Origin of the sequence: Microbulbifer litoralis, from assembly GCF_023634065.1 — a bacterium.
Taxonomy (GTDB): domain Bacteria; phylum Pseudomonadota; class Gammaproteobacteria; order Pseudomonadales; family Cellvibrionaceae; genus Microbulbifer; species Microbulbifer litoralis.
Genome location: NZ_JALKCV010000002.1, coordinates 195,688 through 212,432, shown reverse-complemented (window position 1 = coordinate 212,432; position 16,745 = coordinate 195,688). Strand labels below are relative to the sequence as shown.

At 62.7% G+C, this 16,745-nt stretch carries 15 protein-coding genes; 6 read left to right on the top strand and 9 right to left on the bottom strand.

Annotation, left to right across the window (positions count from 1 at the left end; genetic code table 11):
• Positions 1 to 69 precede the first annotated feature (69 nt).
• The 7 genes from MWN76_RS04305 to fabV form a co-directional block, all read right to left on the bottom strand.
• A complete protein-coding gene (locus MWN76_RS04305; RefSeq protein WP_250459609.1) occupies positions 70 to 843 on the bottom strand; it encodes an MBL fold metallo-hydrolase in 774 nt (257 codons plus the stop codon).
• Between the two features lie 13 nt (positions 844 to 856).
• The gene (gene bamC, locus MWN76_RS04300) at positions 857 to 2,038 is read right to left on the bottom strand and encodes an NlpB/DapX family lipoprotein (protein ID WP_250459607.1); all 1,182 of its coding nucleotides are present in this window, start codon (positions 2,036 to 2,038) and stop codon (positions 857 to 859) included.
• Positions 2,039 to 2,072: 34 nt separating this feature from the next.
• Entirely contained in the window at positions 2,073 to 2,948 is an 876-nt protein-coding gene (gene dapA, locus MWN76_RS04295; protein ID WP_250459605.1) for a 4-hydroxy-tetrahydrodipicolinate synthase, read from the bottom strand.
• An 85-nt stretch (positions 2,949 to 3,033) separates the two neighbouring features.
• Positions 3,034 to 4,002, bottom strand: coding sequence for an LpxL/LpxP family Kdo(2)-lipid IV(A) lauroyl/palmitoleoyl acyltransferase (gene lpxL, locus MWN76_RS04290; protein WP_250459604.1), 969 nt, complete (start codon positions 4,000 to 4,002; stop codon positions 3,034 to 3,036).
• A 99-nt stretch (positions 4,003 to 4,101) separates the two neighbouring features.
• The gene (locus tag MWN76_RS04285; protein WP_250459602.1) at positions 4,102 to 4,335 is read right to left on the bottom strand and encodes a DUF2789 domain-containing protein; all 234 of its coding nucleotides are present in this window, start codon (positions 4,333 to 4,335) and stop codon (positions 4,102 to 4,104) included.
• A gap of 71 nt (positions 4,336 to 4,406) precedes the next feature.
• Complete coding sequence (locus MWN76_RS04280; RefSeq protein WP_250459600.1) at positions 4,407 to 5,450, bottom strand: NADP(H)-dependent aldo-keto reductase; 1,044 nt, start codon at positions 5,448 to 5,450, stop codon at positions 4,407 to 4,409.
• 105 nt (positions 5,451 to 5,555) lie between these two features.
• Complete coding sequence (gene fabV, locus MWN76_RS04275; protein ID WP_250459599.1) at positions 5,556 to 6,734, bottom strand: enoyl-ACP reductase FabV; 1,179 nt, start codon at positions 6,732 to 6,734, stop codon at positions 5,556 to 5,558.
• A gap of 438 nt (positions 6,735 to 7,172) precedes the next feature.
• Between fabV and MWN76_RS04270 the strand changes: the two genes are divergently transcribed.
• Positions 7,173 to 7,601: an acyl-CoA thioesterase gene (locus MWN76_RS04270; protein ID WP_250459597.1), complete on the top strand. Its 429-nt coding sequence runs from the start codon at positions 7,173 to 7,175 to the stop codon at positions 7,599 to 7,601.
• Between the two features lie 99 nt (positions 7,602 to 7,700).
• On the opposite strand, the gene MWN76_RS04265 is transcribed toward MWN76_RS04270, so the two are convergent.
• Positions 7,701 to 8,612, bottom strand: a complete 912-nt coding sequence (locus MWN76_RS04265) for a universal stress protein (protein ID WP_250459595.1) — start codon at positions 8,610 to 8,612, stop codon at positions 7,701 to 7,703.
• The gene (locus tag MWN76_RS04260; RefSeq protein WP_425606590.1) at positions 8,612 to 10,105 is read right to left on the bottom strand and encodes a SulP family inorganic anion transporter; all 1,494 of its coding nucleotides are present in this window, start codon (positions 10,103 to 10,105) and stop codon (positions 8,612 to 8,614) included. Before MWN76_RS04260 ends, MWN76_RS04265 begins: the two co-directional genes overlap by 1 nt.
• Before the next feature lie 307 nt (positions 10,106 to 10,412).
• Here MWN76_RS04260 and MWN76_RS04255 point away from each other — a divergent pair, with 307 nt between their 5' ends.
• The 5 genes from MWN76_RS04255 to MWN76_RS04235 all read left to right on the top strand — a co-directional run bounded on the left by MWN76_RS04255 (position 10,413) and on the right by MWN76_RS04235 (position 16,650).
• Positions 10,413 to 11,693: an efflux RND transporter periplasmic adaptor subunit gene (locus MWN76_RS04255; RefSeq protein WP_250459593.1), complete on the top strand. Its 1,281-nt coding sequence runs from the start codon at positions 10,413 to 10,415 to the stop codon at positions 11,691 to 11,693.
• Between the two features lie 115 nt (positions 11,694 to 11,808).
• A complete protein-coding gene (locus MWN76_RS04250; RefSeq protein ID WP_250459591.1) occupies positions 11,809 to 12,513 on the top strand; it encodes an ABC transporter ATP-binding protein in 705 nt (234 codons plus the stop codon).
• Between the two features lie 12 nt (positions 12,514 to 12,525).
• Positions 12,526 to 13,839, top strand: coding sequence for an ABC transporter permease (locus MWN76_RS04245; protein WP_250459589.1), 1,314 nt, complete (start codon positions 12,526 to 12,528; stop codon positions 13,837 to 13,839).
• A gap of 27 nt (positions 13,840 to 13,866) precedes the next feature.
• Positions 13,867 to 15,072: an ABC transporter permease gene (locus MWN76_RS04240; RefSeq protein WP_250459587.1), complete on the top strand. Its 1,206-nt coding sequence runs from the start codon at positions 13,867 to 13,869 to the stop codon at positions 15,070 to 15,072.
• 222 nt (positions 15,073 to 15,294) lie between these two features.
• The gene (locus MWN76_RS04235; RefSeq protein ID WP_250459585.1) at positions 15,295 to 16,650 is read left to right on the top strand and encodes a sigma-54-dependent transcriptional regulator; all 1,356 of its coding nucleotides are present in this window, start codon (positions 15,295 to 15,297) and stop codon (positions 16,648 to 16,650) included.
• Positions 16,651 to 16,745: the final 95 nt, after the last annotated feature.

The following is a 16,745-nucleotide window of genomic DNA, read 5'->3' as shown; positions in this document are numbered from 1 at the left end:
GACAGGGGCGCGGGCTCTGTGCCGGCAGGCCGATTGGCAGAGTGTTCGATTGAAGACAGCACATCGACGTCAGCTTTTCTTTTCGATATCCAACCAGCCGAAGCCCTGCTGCTGACAGGCGAAGATACAGCTGGCCACCTGTTCGGCGGCGCTGGCCAGCGCCTCCCGGGCCAGCTCGACGGTATTGTTTTTCTCGCTGATATGAGCCACCACCAGGTGCTGCAGCCCCTCGCAGCCGACCCGCTGCAGGAAACCGGCGGCCTGCTGGTTGCTGAGATGGCCGTAGGCCCCGCCGACGCGGCGCTTCAGTGACGGCGGATAGGGCCCCTGGGCCAGCATGCGCGGATCGTGATTGGCTTCCAATACCAGGGCATCGCAGCCGCCGAACTGCTCCTCCACGTGCGGGGTCACGGTTCCCAGATCGGTGAGCAGGCCGAGGCTCGCACCGCAGTGGCGAAAGACGAACTGCGCGGCCTCGCGGGCATCGTGGGGGACCGCCACCGGCGTAACCTGGATATCGGCCACCGCAAATGGCCGGTGGCCCTCGATCAGATGTACCGTCGGCAACTTGCCGATATCTCGCGCGCGCAGCGTGCCGGGCGTCAGGTAGACGGGTAACTTGTACTTTCGCGCCAGCGGCGCGACACCGGAGAGGTGATCACTGTGTTCGTGGGTGACGAGGATGGCACTCAGATCGGCGGGCGACAGGCCGAGCCGCGCCATGCGCCGCTCGGTCTCCTTGATGGTAAAACCACAATCCACCAGCAGGCAATGGTCGCCGCTGGCAACCAGGGTGCCGTTACCCTTGCTGCCGCTTCCCAGCGAAGCGAATCTGAGCGCCATTGAAACGGCGCCCTCAGATCAGGTTCTGGCGGATGGACATCAACAGTTTCGAGGCCTTGGCGCGAGACAGCGGCTGCCCGTGGATGTCGCGCACACGCACCTCGATGGTGTCATTGGCTCCGCGTACCACCACCAGGTAGCCGGGAATTTTCGCGTCCGGTGCGCCGCCACCCAGGCCCTGGACACCGGTAAACAGCGCCGGCTGGGCATCGCTGTCCATCTCGATATTGGCCAGCACCTGCTGCAATGTGACTTTCTCCGCTTCCGCGGCCAGCTCGTCTTCGCCCTGGTCATCGCCCCAGGAGAACCAGCCGCCATCATCCTCTTCGGTCAGCTCGCGATCCTCGTCGTAGGTGACGTAGAAGAGACCGATCTGGTCGTCCTCGCGGTGCAGGCGGTAGGCGCCGACATTCAGCGCGTGTGCCACCGTGGCCCAGGCGCGATCCATGGTCAGGTCCATGGCGATAAAGGGTTCTTTGCCCGCCGGCTCCTGCAGTTGCACTTTCACCGAGCCGCCACCGATGGCCTGGGCCTGCAGCGAGGCCGCGGCGCCGGTGGATTCAGCCGCCAGGGCCGTGGACATTTCGTCGATCATCCAGCCCTCGCGCTCGGGACTGGTGGAGCGCTGCGGCCAGTCGACACCAGCGTCCGCCGGAGTCTCGGCCGACACCGACAGGTGGCGCACATGGATTTCGGTGGTATCCGGCTGTACGCCGGACTCAACCCGCAGCCGATATCTGTCCTTGGTCTCCGGGCTCTCCTTGAACTGCAGCCAGGTGGTCTCCATGATCCCGGCGCTGGCATCGGATGAGGCCAGCTGCAGGCCGGAGGTCCGCAGGAAGTAATGCAGCTGCGGCCAGACCTCTTCCGGCGGCTGGGAAACCAGCACCCAGCGGCGGTTGCCCAGCTTCTGGATCTTGACCCGGTCGGCGCCGATATTGACCGACAACGCCTGGGGCCGCGGCACCTCGAACTCACCTCTCTCGAGCTCGCCGGCACCGACCTGCGGAATCTCGTAGAGCTCTTCCTGGTGTTTCTCGGTGACGCCTTCCGGCATCTGCAACGGCGGCAGGCTGGAGGCCAGCTGGTAATCGTCGCTGCGGTCGCGGAAATAGCCTTCGTTGCCGAACATGCCACAACCAGTCAGCGCCATAGCGGCGATACAGGCTGCGGCTCCAGCGATCAATCTTGTCATTATTACTATCCTGGTTGATTCCCGATTCGCGGGCTCAGAGAACACCCGCGCTGCGCAGAGCCTCGCGCACCGAGGCGTGGTGCTCCGCGGAGAGAGTGGTCAGCGGCAGCCGGATACCGCCGTCGATACGGCCCATTTCCCGCAGCGCCCATTTCACCGGGATGGGGTTGGCCTCTACAAACAGCATTTTGTGCAGTATCTCGATGCGCTGGTCGATGGCGCGGGCGGTTTCCGCATCGCCGTTCAGGGCCGCTTCGCACATCTGCGCCACGGCGGCCGGTGCCACATTCGCAGTCACACTGATACTGCCGTGACCGCCCATCAGCATCAGCTCCAGTGCGGTGGCATCGTCGCCGGAGTAGAGGGCGAAATCTTCCGGCAGCGTGTCCAGCAGTACGCGGGCGCGCTCCATATCGCCGGTGGCTTCCTTGATGCCGACAATATTGCCGATCGCGGCCAGGCGCCGGACCGTCTCCGGCAGCATGTCGACGGCAGTGCGACCGGGCACATTGTAGAGGATCTGCGGAATGGCGACGGCCTTGGCCACGGTTTTGTAGTGCTGGAACAGCCCCTCCTGGGTGGGCTTGTTGTAGTAGGGGGTCACCAGCAGGCAGGCGTCGGCACCGCACTTGGCGGCGGTCTCGGTCAGCTCGATGGCCTCGGTGGTGGAGTTGGCGCCGGTACCGGCGATCACCGGGATACGCCCGGCCACCTGGTCCACGACGCGGCGGATGACCTCCAGGTGCTCGTTGACGTCGAGGGTGGCGGATTCACCGGTGGTGCCCACGGCCACCAGGGCCCGTGTGCCCTGCTCGATATGCCATTCAACCAGGTTGTGCAGACTGTCCCAGTCCAGGCCGCCGTCTGTGTACATTGGGGTAGCCAGCGCCACCATACTGCCGGAAAACATCCTAACTCCTTACTTTCGCACCGTCTCTGCCACCGAAAATGAGACCGGTATGTTACTGAGCGCGCCGGATCTATGCCAGAGGCGATTAGCGGGTCTTCTTCCTGCGCTTCTTCCGCTTTCTCTTGCGCACACCCTCATAGATATCCGGCTCGCCCTGCGGGCGCGTCTTGAAGCGACGATGAACCCACATATATTGTGTGGGATTATCCCGCATACGCGCCTCGACAAACTGATTGACCAGTATCGCGTCCCGCAGTTCGTCGCCGGATGGAATTTCTTCGATCGGCGGATAGATCTTCATGTGATAGCCGGCATCCCCATCCAGGCGGATGACGGTGTAGGGCACCACCAGCGCGCGGCCCACGCGGGCGAAGCGCGAGGTGCCGGTTACCGTTGCCGCCGGCACGCCGAACAGCGGCGCGAACACGCCCTGCTTGATACCGTAATCCTGGTCCGGTGCATACCAGACGGCGCGGCCGCGTTGCAGCGCGCGCAGCATGCCGCGCACATCCTTGCGCTGGTAGACCTCGGAATCCTCGCCGTGGCGCTCGCGCCCCTTGCGCTGCATATAGTCGTAGACCGGGTTCTTGTGCGGCCGGTACATGCCATCTACCTTGTGGTTCATGGCCATGAAGCCGGCGCCGATCTCCAGCGTAGTGAAGTGCATCGCCATCAGCACAACGCCCTGCCCCCGGGCCTGGGGCGCCCGCAGGTGTTCCAGCCCCTCCACCGTCAGGCGCTTGCGCAGCCAGTCGCTGGAGCGGAACCAGGCCATGCCAGTCTCCACCACCGCGATACCGCTGGATTCGAAATTGCGGCGCAGCAGCTTTTGCCGCTCGGCCTCCGTCATGGCGGGAAAACAGAGCGCCAGGTTGCGCTCGGCAATGGTGCGCCGGCTGGATGCCAGGCGCATCATCAGGCGGCCGAGCAGCCGCCCCAGCCCCAACTGCCAACGGTAGGGCAACTGGGCGACCAGGAACCAGAGAGCGAACAACAGCCAGGTGGGCCAGTAGCGCGGATGCAGGAGCTCGGCGCGGAAGCGGGGTTTTTCCATCGAAACTTGTTATCTGCCGCCGGGGAAAGCGGCGCATTATAGCGGCGGGGAGCCGCAGGGGCGAACCTCGCGTTCGCCCATCGGGAAAGTGACTGTCAGTCAGTGGCGCAACAGCGTATCCAGCTCGTCCACCGCCTCGCACCAGTCGGAATCGTCCAGTATCGCCTCCTCGAGGAAGCGGCGCTGGCCGTCGGACCAGAAGGGCGCCTCGGACAGGTGCTGCTGGCCGCTCAGGTGGTGGCGCTCGAGAAATTCCTCGATCGCCGGGTCGTCGGAGTCCAGGCCCAGTTGGGCGAAGAGATCGTTCAGTGAGTGAAAGCCGCTGATTTCCATTGTCTGTCGCTCCCCGCAGATGCGCCCGCCGCCGAGAAGCCGGCGGGAAACCGTTGTCGCAAGTATAGCGCTCAGGGCGCCGGGTTCGGGTTGCCGGCGTGAACTGACTCGATTGCGGCCAACTGGTCATCATCGAGCGCAATATCGGCGCTGGCAATATTGCTGCGCAGCTGATCCATGGTGGTGGCGCCGATGATATTCGCGGTCACAAACGGTTGCCGGTTCACGAACGCCAGCGCCATCTGCGCCGGCTCCAGGTCGAACTCCCGCGCCAGCTCGACATAGGCCGCGGTGGCGGCCTGTGCGCGCTCGCCGGTGTAGCGCTGGAAACGCTCGTACAGGGTCAGGCGCGCCCCCTGCGGCTTTTCACCACCGAGGTACTTGCCGGACAGCACACCGAAGCCCAGGGGAGAATAAGCCAGCAGGCCGCACTGCTCGCGGATTGCCATTTCCGCACAGCCCACCTCGAACGTGCGGTTCAGCAGGCTGTAGGGATTCTGGATGGAGGCGATTCGCGGTTTGTTGCCGTGTGCGGCCAGGCGCAGGTAACGGTGCATGCCCCAGGGCGTCTCGTTGGAGAGACCGATATGGCGCACCTTGCCGGCTTTCACCAACTCATCCAGGGCATCCAGGGTCTCGGCGATGGCGATGCCGTCGTCATCGCTGTGCCGGTAACCGAGGCGGCCGAAGAAATTCGCCTGTCGCTCGGGCCAGTGCAGTTGATAGAGATCGATATAGTCGGTTTGCAGGCGCGCCAGCGAGTCGTCGCAGGCCTTGAGAATCTGCGCCCGATCCAGCCGGGGGCCGCTGCGGATATGCGCCACTCCGGAGTTGGCGGCGCCGCGGCCGGTCACCTTGGTGGCCAGCACCACCTTGTCGCGGTTGCCGCGCGCCGCCAGCCAGTTGCCGATGTACGCCTCGGTGCGACCGAAGGTTTCGGGCCGCGGTGGCACCGGGTACATTTCGGCACAGTCGATGAAATTCACTCCCCGGTCCAGCGCGTAGTCCAACTGCTCGAAAGCCTCCGCCTCGGTGTTCTGCTCGCCGTAGGTCATGGTGCCGAGACAGATCAGGCTGACTTTCAGATCCGTTTTGCCGAGTTGGCGGTATTCCATGGAGGGACTCCTCGAAAACAAAAACGGAATTATGCAGGTTCGGGACCGGGAGTTGTAGGAGCGGCCGACGGCCGCTCCTCATCGTCGTGGTAGTCGGCGGGGGACTTACTGGAAATCGGCTTCCACCAGCGGGCTGATATCGGCATCGTAGTCGACACCGTCGACGCCGAAGCCAAACAGCTTCAGGAAGTCTTCGTGATGGCCCTTGTAGTCGGTCAACTCGAACAGGTTTTCCTCGGTTACCTGCGGCCACAGTTTCTCGATCTTGGCCTGGGTCTCCGGACGCAGTTCTTTTTCGTCCATGCGGAAACGGTCGGCGTCGTCCAGGCGCGGGCTGTCGGTGTAGAGGCCCTCGGTGTAGAGGCGGTAGAGCTGCTCGATACAACCCTCGTGTGTGCCCTCTTCCTTCATCACCTTGTAAACCAGGGAGATGTACAGCGGCATCACCGGAATTGCGGCACTGGACTGGGTGACGATGGCCTTCAACACCGCCACATGGGCATCGGCCTGGCCGCCGCCTGTGATCGCCCGGGCGGCGCGGTCCAGGTCTTCCTTGGCCTTGCCGATGGTGGCCCGACCGTAGATGGGCCAGGTAAGCTTTTCGCCGATATAGGTGTAGGCAACCGTCTGGCAGCCGTCCGCCAGTACGCCGGCGTCACTGAGCGCATCCATCCACAGCTCCCAGTCCTCGCCGCCCATGACCTTAACGGTCGACTCGATTTCCTCGTCGGTGGCCGGCTCCAGGGTCAGTTCGGAAATTTCCAGCTTGTCGGTATTCAGGCTCTTGGAGGTATAGGACTTGCCCACCGGCTTCAGTACCGAACTGTGCAGCTCGCCGGTCTTGGGATCCTTGCGCCGCGGTGAGGCCAGGCTGTAAACCACCAGGTCCACCTTGCCCATATCGCGCTTGATCATCTCGATCGCCTGGGCCTTAACCTCATCCGAGAAGGCGTCGCCGTTGATGCTCTTTGCGTAGAGACCGGCTTTGTGGGCCTCCTCTTCAAACGCCGCGGCGTTGTAATAGCCGGCGGACGCGGTGCGCTTTTCCGTCGGCGGTTTTTCGAAGAACACCCCCAGGGTGCTGGCGCCACAGCCGAATGCCGCGGTGATACGCGATGCCAGGCCGTAGCCCGTGGAAGCGCCCACCACCAGCACATTCCTGGGGCCGCCTTCGACCGCCGGCTGGGACTGGATGTATTCGATCTGCTCGCGCACGTTGGCGGCACAGCCCTGCGGGTGGGCGTTGGTACAGATAAAGCCCCGCACTTTCGGCTTGATGATCATGCCTCGGTTCTCTCCCTTCGCGTCTGGGAACCGCCCCCGCTGCGTTGGGGCAGCGGCAGGCGTGGTCAATCGGTCATTTTGGCCGCCCATTCTAAGGAGGATTCCCGGCCAGTCCATAGCCGGGTTCGCACGCCGGGCAAACCGCTGTCCAGAATATCCCCGTGGCCGGCCAAAGCGCCCGCTCCCAAAACGGGGCAGCCGCCCACTGCCGGTGCCGGCCCGAGTCGCAGCGTCCCCCGCTATGGCGCCGATTTCACGGAGATCGATGCATTTTATGTAATCTCTTTTTGGCACGCTTAGTGCACCTATCCTTGTGGGAGCATCTACCGGCGGCGCCGGCACCCCACTCCCGACGGGCCCACTACGGACAGTGGCACTACACCCCAGGCAAGCGCCTTTCCGGGCAAGAAGCCTTCAGCTCAAATGAAAGAGGTAATCATGAAATACTACTCACGTCACTTCGTAAAACCCGGCGATCTCAACCCGGCTCAACGGCTGTTCGGCGGCCAGTTACTGGCGTGGATAGATGAGGAGGCGGCGATTTTCGCCGGCTGCCAGATGGGAACACCGATGGTGGTCACCAAACTGATGTCGGAGATCGACTTCGTGAGCTCGGCCTTCTGCGGCGACGTGGTGGAGTTCGGCTTCGAAGTGGTGGATATCGGCCGCAGTTCACTCACGGTGCGCTGCGAGGCACGCAAGAAACAGAGCCGCGAGCTGATCATCCAGGTGGAGCGCATCGTGTTCGTGGCGCTGGATGCCGACGGCAAACCGACCCCCCACAACAAGGCCGGCATGACGCTGGAGGAGGCCCGGCTGGCAACCGAGCAGGAGCGCGAAATGCGCGAGCAGCGGTTGGCCAGTTAACCCTCCGCCCCTCTCCCATTCGCGGGAGGGGGGCACCCAGATTCCGACACTCCCCCGGACTCTTCCCGCCCCGCCGATTTCGATAGCGCGCCGCGGGAGTCAACGCAACAGCAACAGCGGCCGCTGGGTGCTGAGCAGCATCCTGGCGGTAATGCTGCCCATCAGCAGGTCCCGCAGGCGGTTGTGGCTGAAAGCCCCCATTACCGTGAGGTCGATATCGTGCTCGCGCTGGTAGGCGACCAGTGCCTCCACGGTTTTGCCCTGCAGGCAGTTGGCAGTTACTGCGATGCCGGCCCTGTCCAGTTCGGCGCTGCCTTCCGCCAGCAGTGCCTCGGCCTTTTCCGGACCACCGACAAAAACCAGGTGACAGGTGACATCGCGGAATACGGGGCTGGAGGCCACCATATCCAATGCCTTGCGCGCCGCCTCGCTGCCGTCGAAGGCCAGCATGATTCTCCGGGGTTCGGCGAAATCCTGGTTCACCACCAGGATCGGCCTGTGCAGCGCGCGCACCACGGTTTCCAGGTGGGTGCCGAGCCCCACTTCCGAGTCGCCATGCTCCTCGCCGCGTATACCAAGCACCAGTACGCGAATACTGTCCTCCAGCTCGACCAGGGATTCGCTCAGGGAATCGTGGCGCTGGCAGGAGATCACCTGCTTTACACCCGCCATCTCGGCGCGCTCGCGCGCCGCCTGAAGCATCAATTTCCCCTGCTGCACCATCAGGCGCGCGCGCTGCTGCTCCAGCGAGGTGAGTTCGTCGAGCAACTCTTCCTGGCTTCCCAGGCCAATACTGCCGGTGAGATCCGCCACCGCCGGCACATTGCCGCGCTCGATATTGTGCAGCAGCTTCAGCGGCGCGCCGGTGCGGCCGGCGATCCAGGCGGCGTAGTCACAGACAGCCCCGGTATAGCGGGAGCCGTCGATGCAGGACAGCACCAGTGGCTGTCCGTTTTCGGGATTGCTGTGACCGTTCAATTCTTTATTGTTGGTATTGTCACTGACGCTCATCAATGTCCTCCGAGGACCCGTTCGATTTCTTCAGGCTTGTCGTGTACACCGAAGCGGTCGACGATGGTCTCGCTGGCCTCGTTCAACCCGACCAGCTCCACCTCGGCTCCCTCGCGACGGAATTTCACCACCGACTTGTCCAATGCGTGGACCGCAGAGATATCCCAGAAGTGGGCGCGCTCCAGGTCGATCACAACCTTGTCCACCACCTCCTTGAAATCGAAAGCGGCGACAAACTTGTCGGCGGAGTTGAAGAATACCTGCCCCGCTACCTTGTAGGTGCGAATACCCTGTTCTTCGTCCAGTTCGGAACTGATGTACATGAAATGGCCCACCTTGTTGGCAAAGAACAGGGAGGCCAGCAGAACACCAACCAATACACCATAGGCCAGATTGTGGGTCCACACTACCACAATCACCGTAGCCAGCATCACCAGGTTGGTGGACAGCGGGTGCTCCTTCAGGTTGCGGATGGAATCCCAGTTGAAGGTGCCGATGGATACCATGATCATCACCGCCACCAGGGCCGCCATCGGGATCACCGCCACCCAGTCGCTGAGAAAGACCACCAGCAACAGCAGGCCGATACCGGCCACCAGCGTCGACAGACGGCCGCGGCCGCCGGATTTCACATTGATTACCGACTGGCCGATCATCGCGCAGCCCGCCATCCCCCCCATCATGCCGGTAGCAATATTGGCGATGCCCTGGCCCTTGCACTCCCGGTTCTTGTCGCTCGGGGTGTCGGTCAGGTCATCGACGATCGTGGCCGTCATCAGGGATTCCAGCAGGCCCACCACTGCCAGCGCCGCGGAATAGGGGAAAATGATCTGTAGCGTCTCAAAATTCAGCGGCACATCCGGCCACAGGAAAACCGGCAGCGTGTCCGGCAGTTCACCCTTGTCGTCGACGGTGCGGATATCCAGCCCCAGGATCACCGCCACCGCAGTCAGCAGCAGGATACAGACCAGCGGCGACGGTATGATTTTGCCGATCACCGGAATAGTCGGGAACAGGTAAATGATCCCCAGACCGGCAGCCGTCATCGCATAGACATGCCAGGTAACGTCCGTGAGCTCCGGCAGCTGCGCCACGAAAATCAGTATCGCCAGCGCATTGACGAATCCGGTCACCACCGCCCGCGAGACAAAGCTCATCAAGTTGTCCAGCTTCAGGTAGCCGGCCGCGATCTGCAGCACCCCGGTCAGCACCGTCGCCGCCAACAGGTACTGCAGCCCGTGCTCCTTTACCAGCGTCACCATCAGCAACGCCATGGCGCCGGTGGCCGCCGAAATCATGCCGGGCCGGCCACCGACAAAGGCAATCACCACCGCGATACAGAAGGACGCGTAGAGGCCGACCCGCGGGTCCACCTCGGCGATGATGGAAAAGGAAATGGCTTCGGGAATCAGCGCCAGTGCGACGACCAGGCCAGCGAGTACGTCGCGACGGATATTGCCGAACCAGTCGGCCTTGGAAGAAGAGAGCAGCATAGGGACGAGCGAACGATCTGGTCAAAAAAGGCCGCGCACTCTACCACAAACCGCCGCAGGTGTCCGGACTGCGGGCGCCGGACAGCGGACACATCCAGCGGACACCTGGCCTCCAGTCCCTCCTCCGAGAAAACTGGAAATTACCTTTAATTTCAGACACTTAACGATAGTTAAAAAACTGGCACGGCCCTTGCTGTATGGCCTTCAAGCGGGGCGACACGCCCCGTGCATCCAGGCTTCAACGCCGGCGCGTCAGACTTCCATACAGCGCGCCGGCACAAGAACAGAAGAGAGACGGACAACCGCAATGATCAGAGACACCTCCGGCCAGGACACCCGTATCGACAGCGCTCCCCTGTGGAAAAGACCCGGATTCCTCAAGGCCGCCACTGCTGGCCTCTTTACCCTCGTTTTCCTCAGTTGGGGGATCAAGGCCTGGTGGGCCACCGGCTCGGTGGACGGCACCCTGTCACTGTCCCGCATCAATGTCGCCCAGGTGGAGCGCGGCGACCTGGTTCGCGACCTGGTGGTCCAGGGCCGCATGGTGGCAGCCAACAGCCCCACCCTGTTCAGCCCCGCCCAGGGCATCGTCAAGTTTTCGGTCAAAGCCGGTGACAGTGTCGAGCAGGGCCAGTTGCTGGCGGAAGTCGACAGTCCCGAACTTTCCAACCGCCTCGCCCAGGAGCGGGCCCTGTTCACCAAGCTGACGGTGGAATTGCAGCGCCAGAAAATCCAGGCCAAGCGCAAGCAACTGGAGAATCGGCAGAAAGCGGACCTGGCCAAAGTCGAACTCACCGCGGCCCGCCGCGAACTGAAGCGGGCCGAGCTGTCGCTGGAAAAACAGATCATTCCGCGGCTGGATTTCGAAAAGGCCGGCGATGACCTGGCCCGCGCCGAACTGGAATACCAACAGGCGGTGCAGAATGCCGAACTGGAGAAGGAAGCCCTGGTTTTCGAAACCCGGACACTGGAACTGCAGGTCTCGCAACAGAAGCTGCAGGTGGAGGAACTGGAACGCAAGGTGCGCGACCTGGAAATCCTGTCGCCGGTGGACGGCACCATCGGCAGCCTGGCCGTCGTGCAGCGCAGTGCCGTGGCCGCCAACGCCCCATTGATCACAGTGGTCGACCTGACCAGCTTCGAACTGGAAGCCGCCGTGCCGGAAAACTACGCCGACGACCTGGGCCTGGCCATGGCTGTGGAGATCAACCTGGGCGGCCGCAGGCTACCCGGCGAGATCACCGCCATCTCCCCGGAAGTGATCGACAACCAGGTACAGGCGCGGGTGCGCTTTACTGAAGAACAACCGCAAAACCTGCGCCAGAACCTGCGCCTGACCGCCCGCATTCTGCTGGAAAACCGCGAGGACGTCATGCTGGTCAAGCGCGGTGCCTTTCTCGATCAGAGCGGCGGCCGCTACGCCTTTCGCCTCAACGGCGAACAACAGGCCGAGCGGGTGCCGATCCAGATAGGCGCGCTGGGCATGAACCGGGTGGAAATCGTCTCCGGCCTCAGCGAAGGCGACCAGATCATTATCTCCTCAGCCGAACAACTGGAAAAAGCGCAAGTGGTTGCGTTGAAACAATAGGGTGCGCCGTGCGTACCGCAAATACCAACGGTGCGCACGGCGCACCCTACACGAGTCCCGAGTCCCGAGTCCCGAGTCCCGAGTCCCGAGTCCCGACAACAATAGGAAAACCATCATGCTGAAAATGCAGAACATCCGCAAAAGCTACCGCACCGACACCATCGAAACCCACGCGCTGCGGGATTTCAGCCTGGAAGTGAACGAAGGGGAGTTCGTTTCCGTTACCGGCCCCAGCGGTTCCGGAAAAACCACCTTCCTGAATATCGCCGGCCTGCTGGAAACACCGACCGGCGGCCAGTACCTGCTCGACAACGAGGATATCGGCAACCTCAACGACCGCGACCGCTCGCGGCTGCGCAATGAAAAAATCGGTTTTATCTTCCAGGGCTTCAACCTGATCCCGGACCTGAACCTGTTCGACAATGTCGACGTGCCGCTGCGCTACCGCGGCTTCAACGGTAAAGAGCGGAAAAAACGCATCGAGAAGGCCCTGGAGCAGGTGGGTCTCGCCGCCCGTGCCAAGCACCTGCCGGCCCAGCTTTCCGGCGGCCAGCAGCAGCGCGTGGCCATCGCCCGCGCGCTGGCCGGTGAGCCCCGCTTCCTGCTCGCGGACGAACCTACCGGTAACCTGGATTCCCTGATGGCGCGCCAGGTGATGGAGTTGCTGGAATTTATCAACGAGTGGGGAACAACGATCATCATGGTCACACACGACCCCGACCTGGCCAGGCGCGCCCACCGCAACATCCAGATTGTCGACGGACAGGTCGCCGACCTGCAGCAGGGCGCCGCCGAGCGCGCCCAGACTGCGACCGCGTAAGGAGACCCCACCATGTTCGGATACTATATTTCCCTGGCCCTGCGCAGCCTGCGCGGCACGCCGATCCTGAGCGCGCTGATGGTGGCCGCCATTGCCGTGGGTGTGGGCGCGTCCATGACCACACTGACGCTCAACTATATGATGTCGCGCAATGCACTGGCGGACAAAGACGATGTGCTCTACGCGCTGCAGCTGGATAGCTGGGATCCGCACGAAGCCAGGAACAATCCCAGTGAAATGCCCTGGCAGATCACTTACAAGGATGCGACCAGCCTGCTGCGTTCCGATATCCCCACTCACCAGGTGGCCATGCACCGCTGGGGCGGTCCGGTAAACCGGGACGACTCGGAAATGCGCCCCTATACCGCCGAGGCCCGGGTCACCAGCCGGGATTTCTTTACCCTCTTCGATGTCCCCTTCACCTACGGTGGCACCTGGTCCAGCGAAGCGGACAACAATCCCGTCTACCAGATAGTACTGTCACAGGAAACCAACGAGAAGTTGTTCAACGGCGAAAACAGTGTGGGTCGCACGGTGAATTTCAACGGCACACCTTTCAGGGTCGTGGGCGTTATCGAACACTGGCAACCCAGCCCCAAGGTGCATGACCTCAACAACGGGGATTTCCTGGAATCCGCTGAAGTCTTCATACCCTTTGGCCTGCACCGCTCCCTGGAGATTTACCCCTGGGGTAATACCAACGGCTGGCTGACGGAAGATATCGACAGCTACGAGGGCTATCTGGGCAGCGAGTACGTGTGGGTTCAATACTGGGTGCAACTGGACAGCAAGGAACAGCTGGAACGCTACCGGGACTACCTGACTGGTTTCATCCGCGAGCAAAAGCAACAGGGCCGCTTTCCGCGCCCACTGAAATTCGGTCTCAGCAAACCTTCCGAGTGGCTGGTGCTTAACGAAGTCGTGGACGATGATGCCCGCATGCTCAACTGGCTTTCCCTGTCCTTCCTGCTGGTCTGCCTGGTCAACGCCGTTGCACTGTTGCTGGCCAAATTCCTGCGCAAGGCACCGGAGGCGGGTGTGCGCCGCGCCCTGGGCGCAAGCCGCAAGGCGGTATTCAGCCAGCACTTGGTGGAGAGCGGCTGTATCGGTCTCGCCGGTGGCCTGGCCGGCATACTGCTCACCATGGCCGGGCTGACGCTGATCCGCCACTTGGCGATGGGCTATATGGACCGCGTGGCCTCCATGGACTGGCTGATGATGCTGTCCGCCATCGGCCTGGCGATTCTGTCCAGCCTGCTGGCCGGCCTCTACCCTGCGTGGCGCATCAGCCGCACCAACCCCTCCATTTACCTGAAAACCCAATAAGGCCCGCGAGGACAAAGGAGAAATGCCATGCTGGAACTGAGACCCATTTTATCGGCGCTCTGGCGCCACAAGATTTCCGCGCTGCTGATCGCCGTGCAGCTGGGCCTGACCCTGGCCATCGTCGGCAACGCCACGGTAGTGATACAGGAGCGGATGGATACCATTGCACGCCCCACCGGAGTGGCCGTGGAGGATATCGTCACAGCCAACTTTATGCCCATTCCCAAGGACTATGACAGAATGGAGGCCTTCCGCCTGGACCTGGACATGATGCGACAGCTTCCCGGCGTGGTGGCCGCCACCGTAAGCCGCGCACCGCTGGCCGGCGGCGGCTCCTCCGCCGGCTTTCACACCAAACCCAATCAGGAGATAGGTGCAACCAACTCCGCCACCTTCCGCGTGGATGAACACTTTATCGACGCCCTCGGCATGCGACTGGTTGCCGGCCGCAACTTTACCGCCAACGAAATCCGCGAAATCGGCCGCGAATCTACCTGGCAGCCGGACACAACCGTAATCACGCAACAACTGGCCGACAAACTCTTTGCCGGTGGCGAGGCACTGGGCAAATCCATCTACTACGGAGGTGGCGACCATCCCATGGAGATCGTCGGCATAGTGGAACGCAATCTCGGCCCCTGGCCGAATTCCCCCATTGCCGGCAACTCGATTTTTTTGCCGATGATCATGGACACCCAGTGGTTCGACTATATCATCCGTGCCGAACCGGGGCAGCGGGACGCGGTGGCGAAACTGCTGCAGGAAAAACTGGCCGAACGCGACCCTCGGCGCGTAGTCGACGTCAAAACCCTGGAGGAGCAGTTGAATCGCTCCTATGCCGGTGACAATACCATGATCACCGTATTGAGCGGCGTGGTGGGCCTGCTCACCTTTATCGTCGCCCTCGGCATTGTCGGCCTTACGGTTTTCTGGATCACCCAGCGGCAGAAGCAGATAGGCGTGCGCCGCGCCCTCGGTGCCACACGCACCGCCATCAGCCGCTATTTCCTGCTGGAGAACCTGCTGATCGCCGCAAGTGGGATTGCGATCGGCGTGGCGGCGGCACAGATCTTCAACCACTTCCTCGCCAGCGAGTTCGACCAGCCGGCCCTGCCGTTGTCGACGACGCTCACCTGTGCCTTAATACTGCTCGGTGTCAGCCTGGCGGCGGCGCTGGTACCGGCCCTGCGCGCGGCGAATATCTCGCCAGCGACGGCCACGCGCAGCGTGTAGATTCGGGACTCGGGACTCGGGACTCGGGACTCAAAGGATTGTGCTGTAGGAGCCTGCCCTGCAGGCGAAAAAACGGATCCCGTTGCCATTCGCCTGCAGGGCAGGCTCCTACATGCAGGGTTCCGTAGGATGGGCACAAATCGGCAGGATTGCCGATTTGGACGCCGAAGGCGCCCGCGCAGCGTGCCCATCAATGGAAACACGGGAATACTTAACACGCCTATGGATAAAATTCTGATCATCGACGACAACTCCGGCATCATTTCCGCCCTGGAGCTGTTGCTGTCCCTGCATAACCTGAACTGCGTCAGTGCCGTCACACCACAAGCGGGGCTGCAGCTGCTGCGGGAGCACGGGGATATCGGCCTGGTGATCCAGGACATGAACTTCACCGCAGATACCACCTCCGGCGAGGAGGGCCGCGAACTGTTTTTCGCCATCCGCGAGATAGAGCCGGACCTGCCGGTGATCCTGCTCACGGCCTGGACGCAACTGGAAATGGCGGTGGAACTGGTCAAGGCCGGTGCCGCCGACTATATCGGCAAGCCCTGGGACGATCACAAACTGGTGGCCACGGTCAAAAACCTGCTGGAGCTGAGCGAGCTGCAGGCGCAGCAGCGCCACTCCCGCCAGGAGGCCATGCAGGCGCGGCAGCAACTGCGCCAGCAGTTCGACCTGCAGGAGATCGTCTACCGCAGCAGTGCCATGCAGAAACTGCTGGAAATGGCCACCCAGGTGGCACGCTCGGAGGTGCCGGTGCTGATCACCGGCCCCAACGGCGCCGGCAAGGAAAAGATCGCCGATATCGTGCAGGCCAACTCGACACTGCGCGACGGCCCCTACCTGAAAGTGAACGTGGGCGCACTGCCGGAAGAACTGATGGAGGCGGAGCTGTTCGGTGCCGAGGCGGGCGCCTACACCGGCGCTGGCAATCGCGCGCGCCAGGGCCGTTTCGAGGCCGCCGACGGCGGCACCCTGTTCTTGGACGAGATCGGCGAACTCTCCGCCAGCGGCCAGGTCAAATTGTTGCGGGTACTGCAGACCGGTGAATTCCAGCGGCTCGGCAGCAGCCAGACGCGTCGGGTGAACGTGCGCGTCCTCAGCGCCACCAACAGTGACCTGCCACAGCAGATTGCCGCCGGTCATTTTCGCCAGGACCTGTTCTACCGCCTGAATGTGATTGAACTGAAAGTGCCCGCGTTGCGCGATCGCGCCGAAGACATACTGCCGCTGGCCCTCGCCTTCCTGCATCACGGTATCGGCCAGACAAAACAGTTGTCACCGCAGGCGCAGTCGGCGTTGGTGCGCTACCACTGGCCCGGCAACGTGCGCGAACTGCAGAACAGCATGCAGCGGGCCGCCGTACTGACCAGTGGCGATACCATCGAAGCGGAAACCCTGGCACTGCCGCAGCAGGATACCGGCGCCAGGGCCGAACTCAGTTTTGAGCCCAGCCGCGAACTGCTCGAGCAGACGCTCGCCAGCTGCAATGGCATTATTGCCCAGGCGGCGCGCGAACTCGGCCTCAGCCGGCAGGCCCTGTACCGCCGGTTGGATAAATACGGTATTCCCTACTGATGTGCAACCGCGAGTTCACGACCGCCAGGGGTGGCGGAAACACAGGGAGCACTTTCCGCCGGTGCGCACAGCGGCTCCCTGCCCGGCCGGCGCGC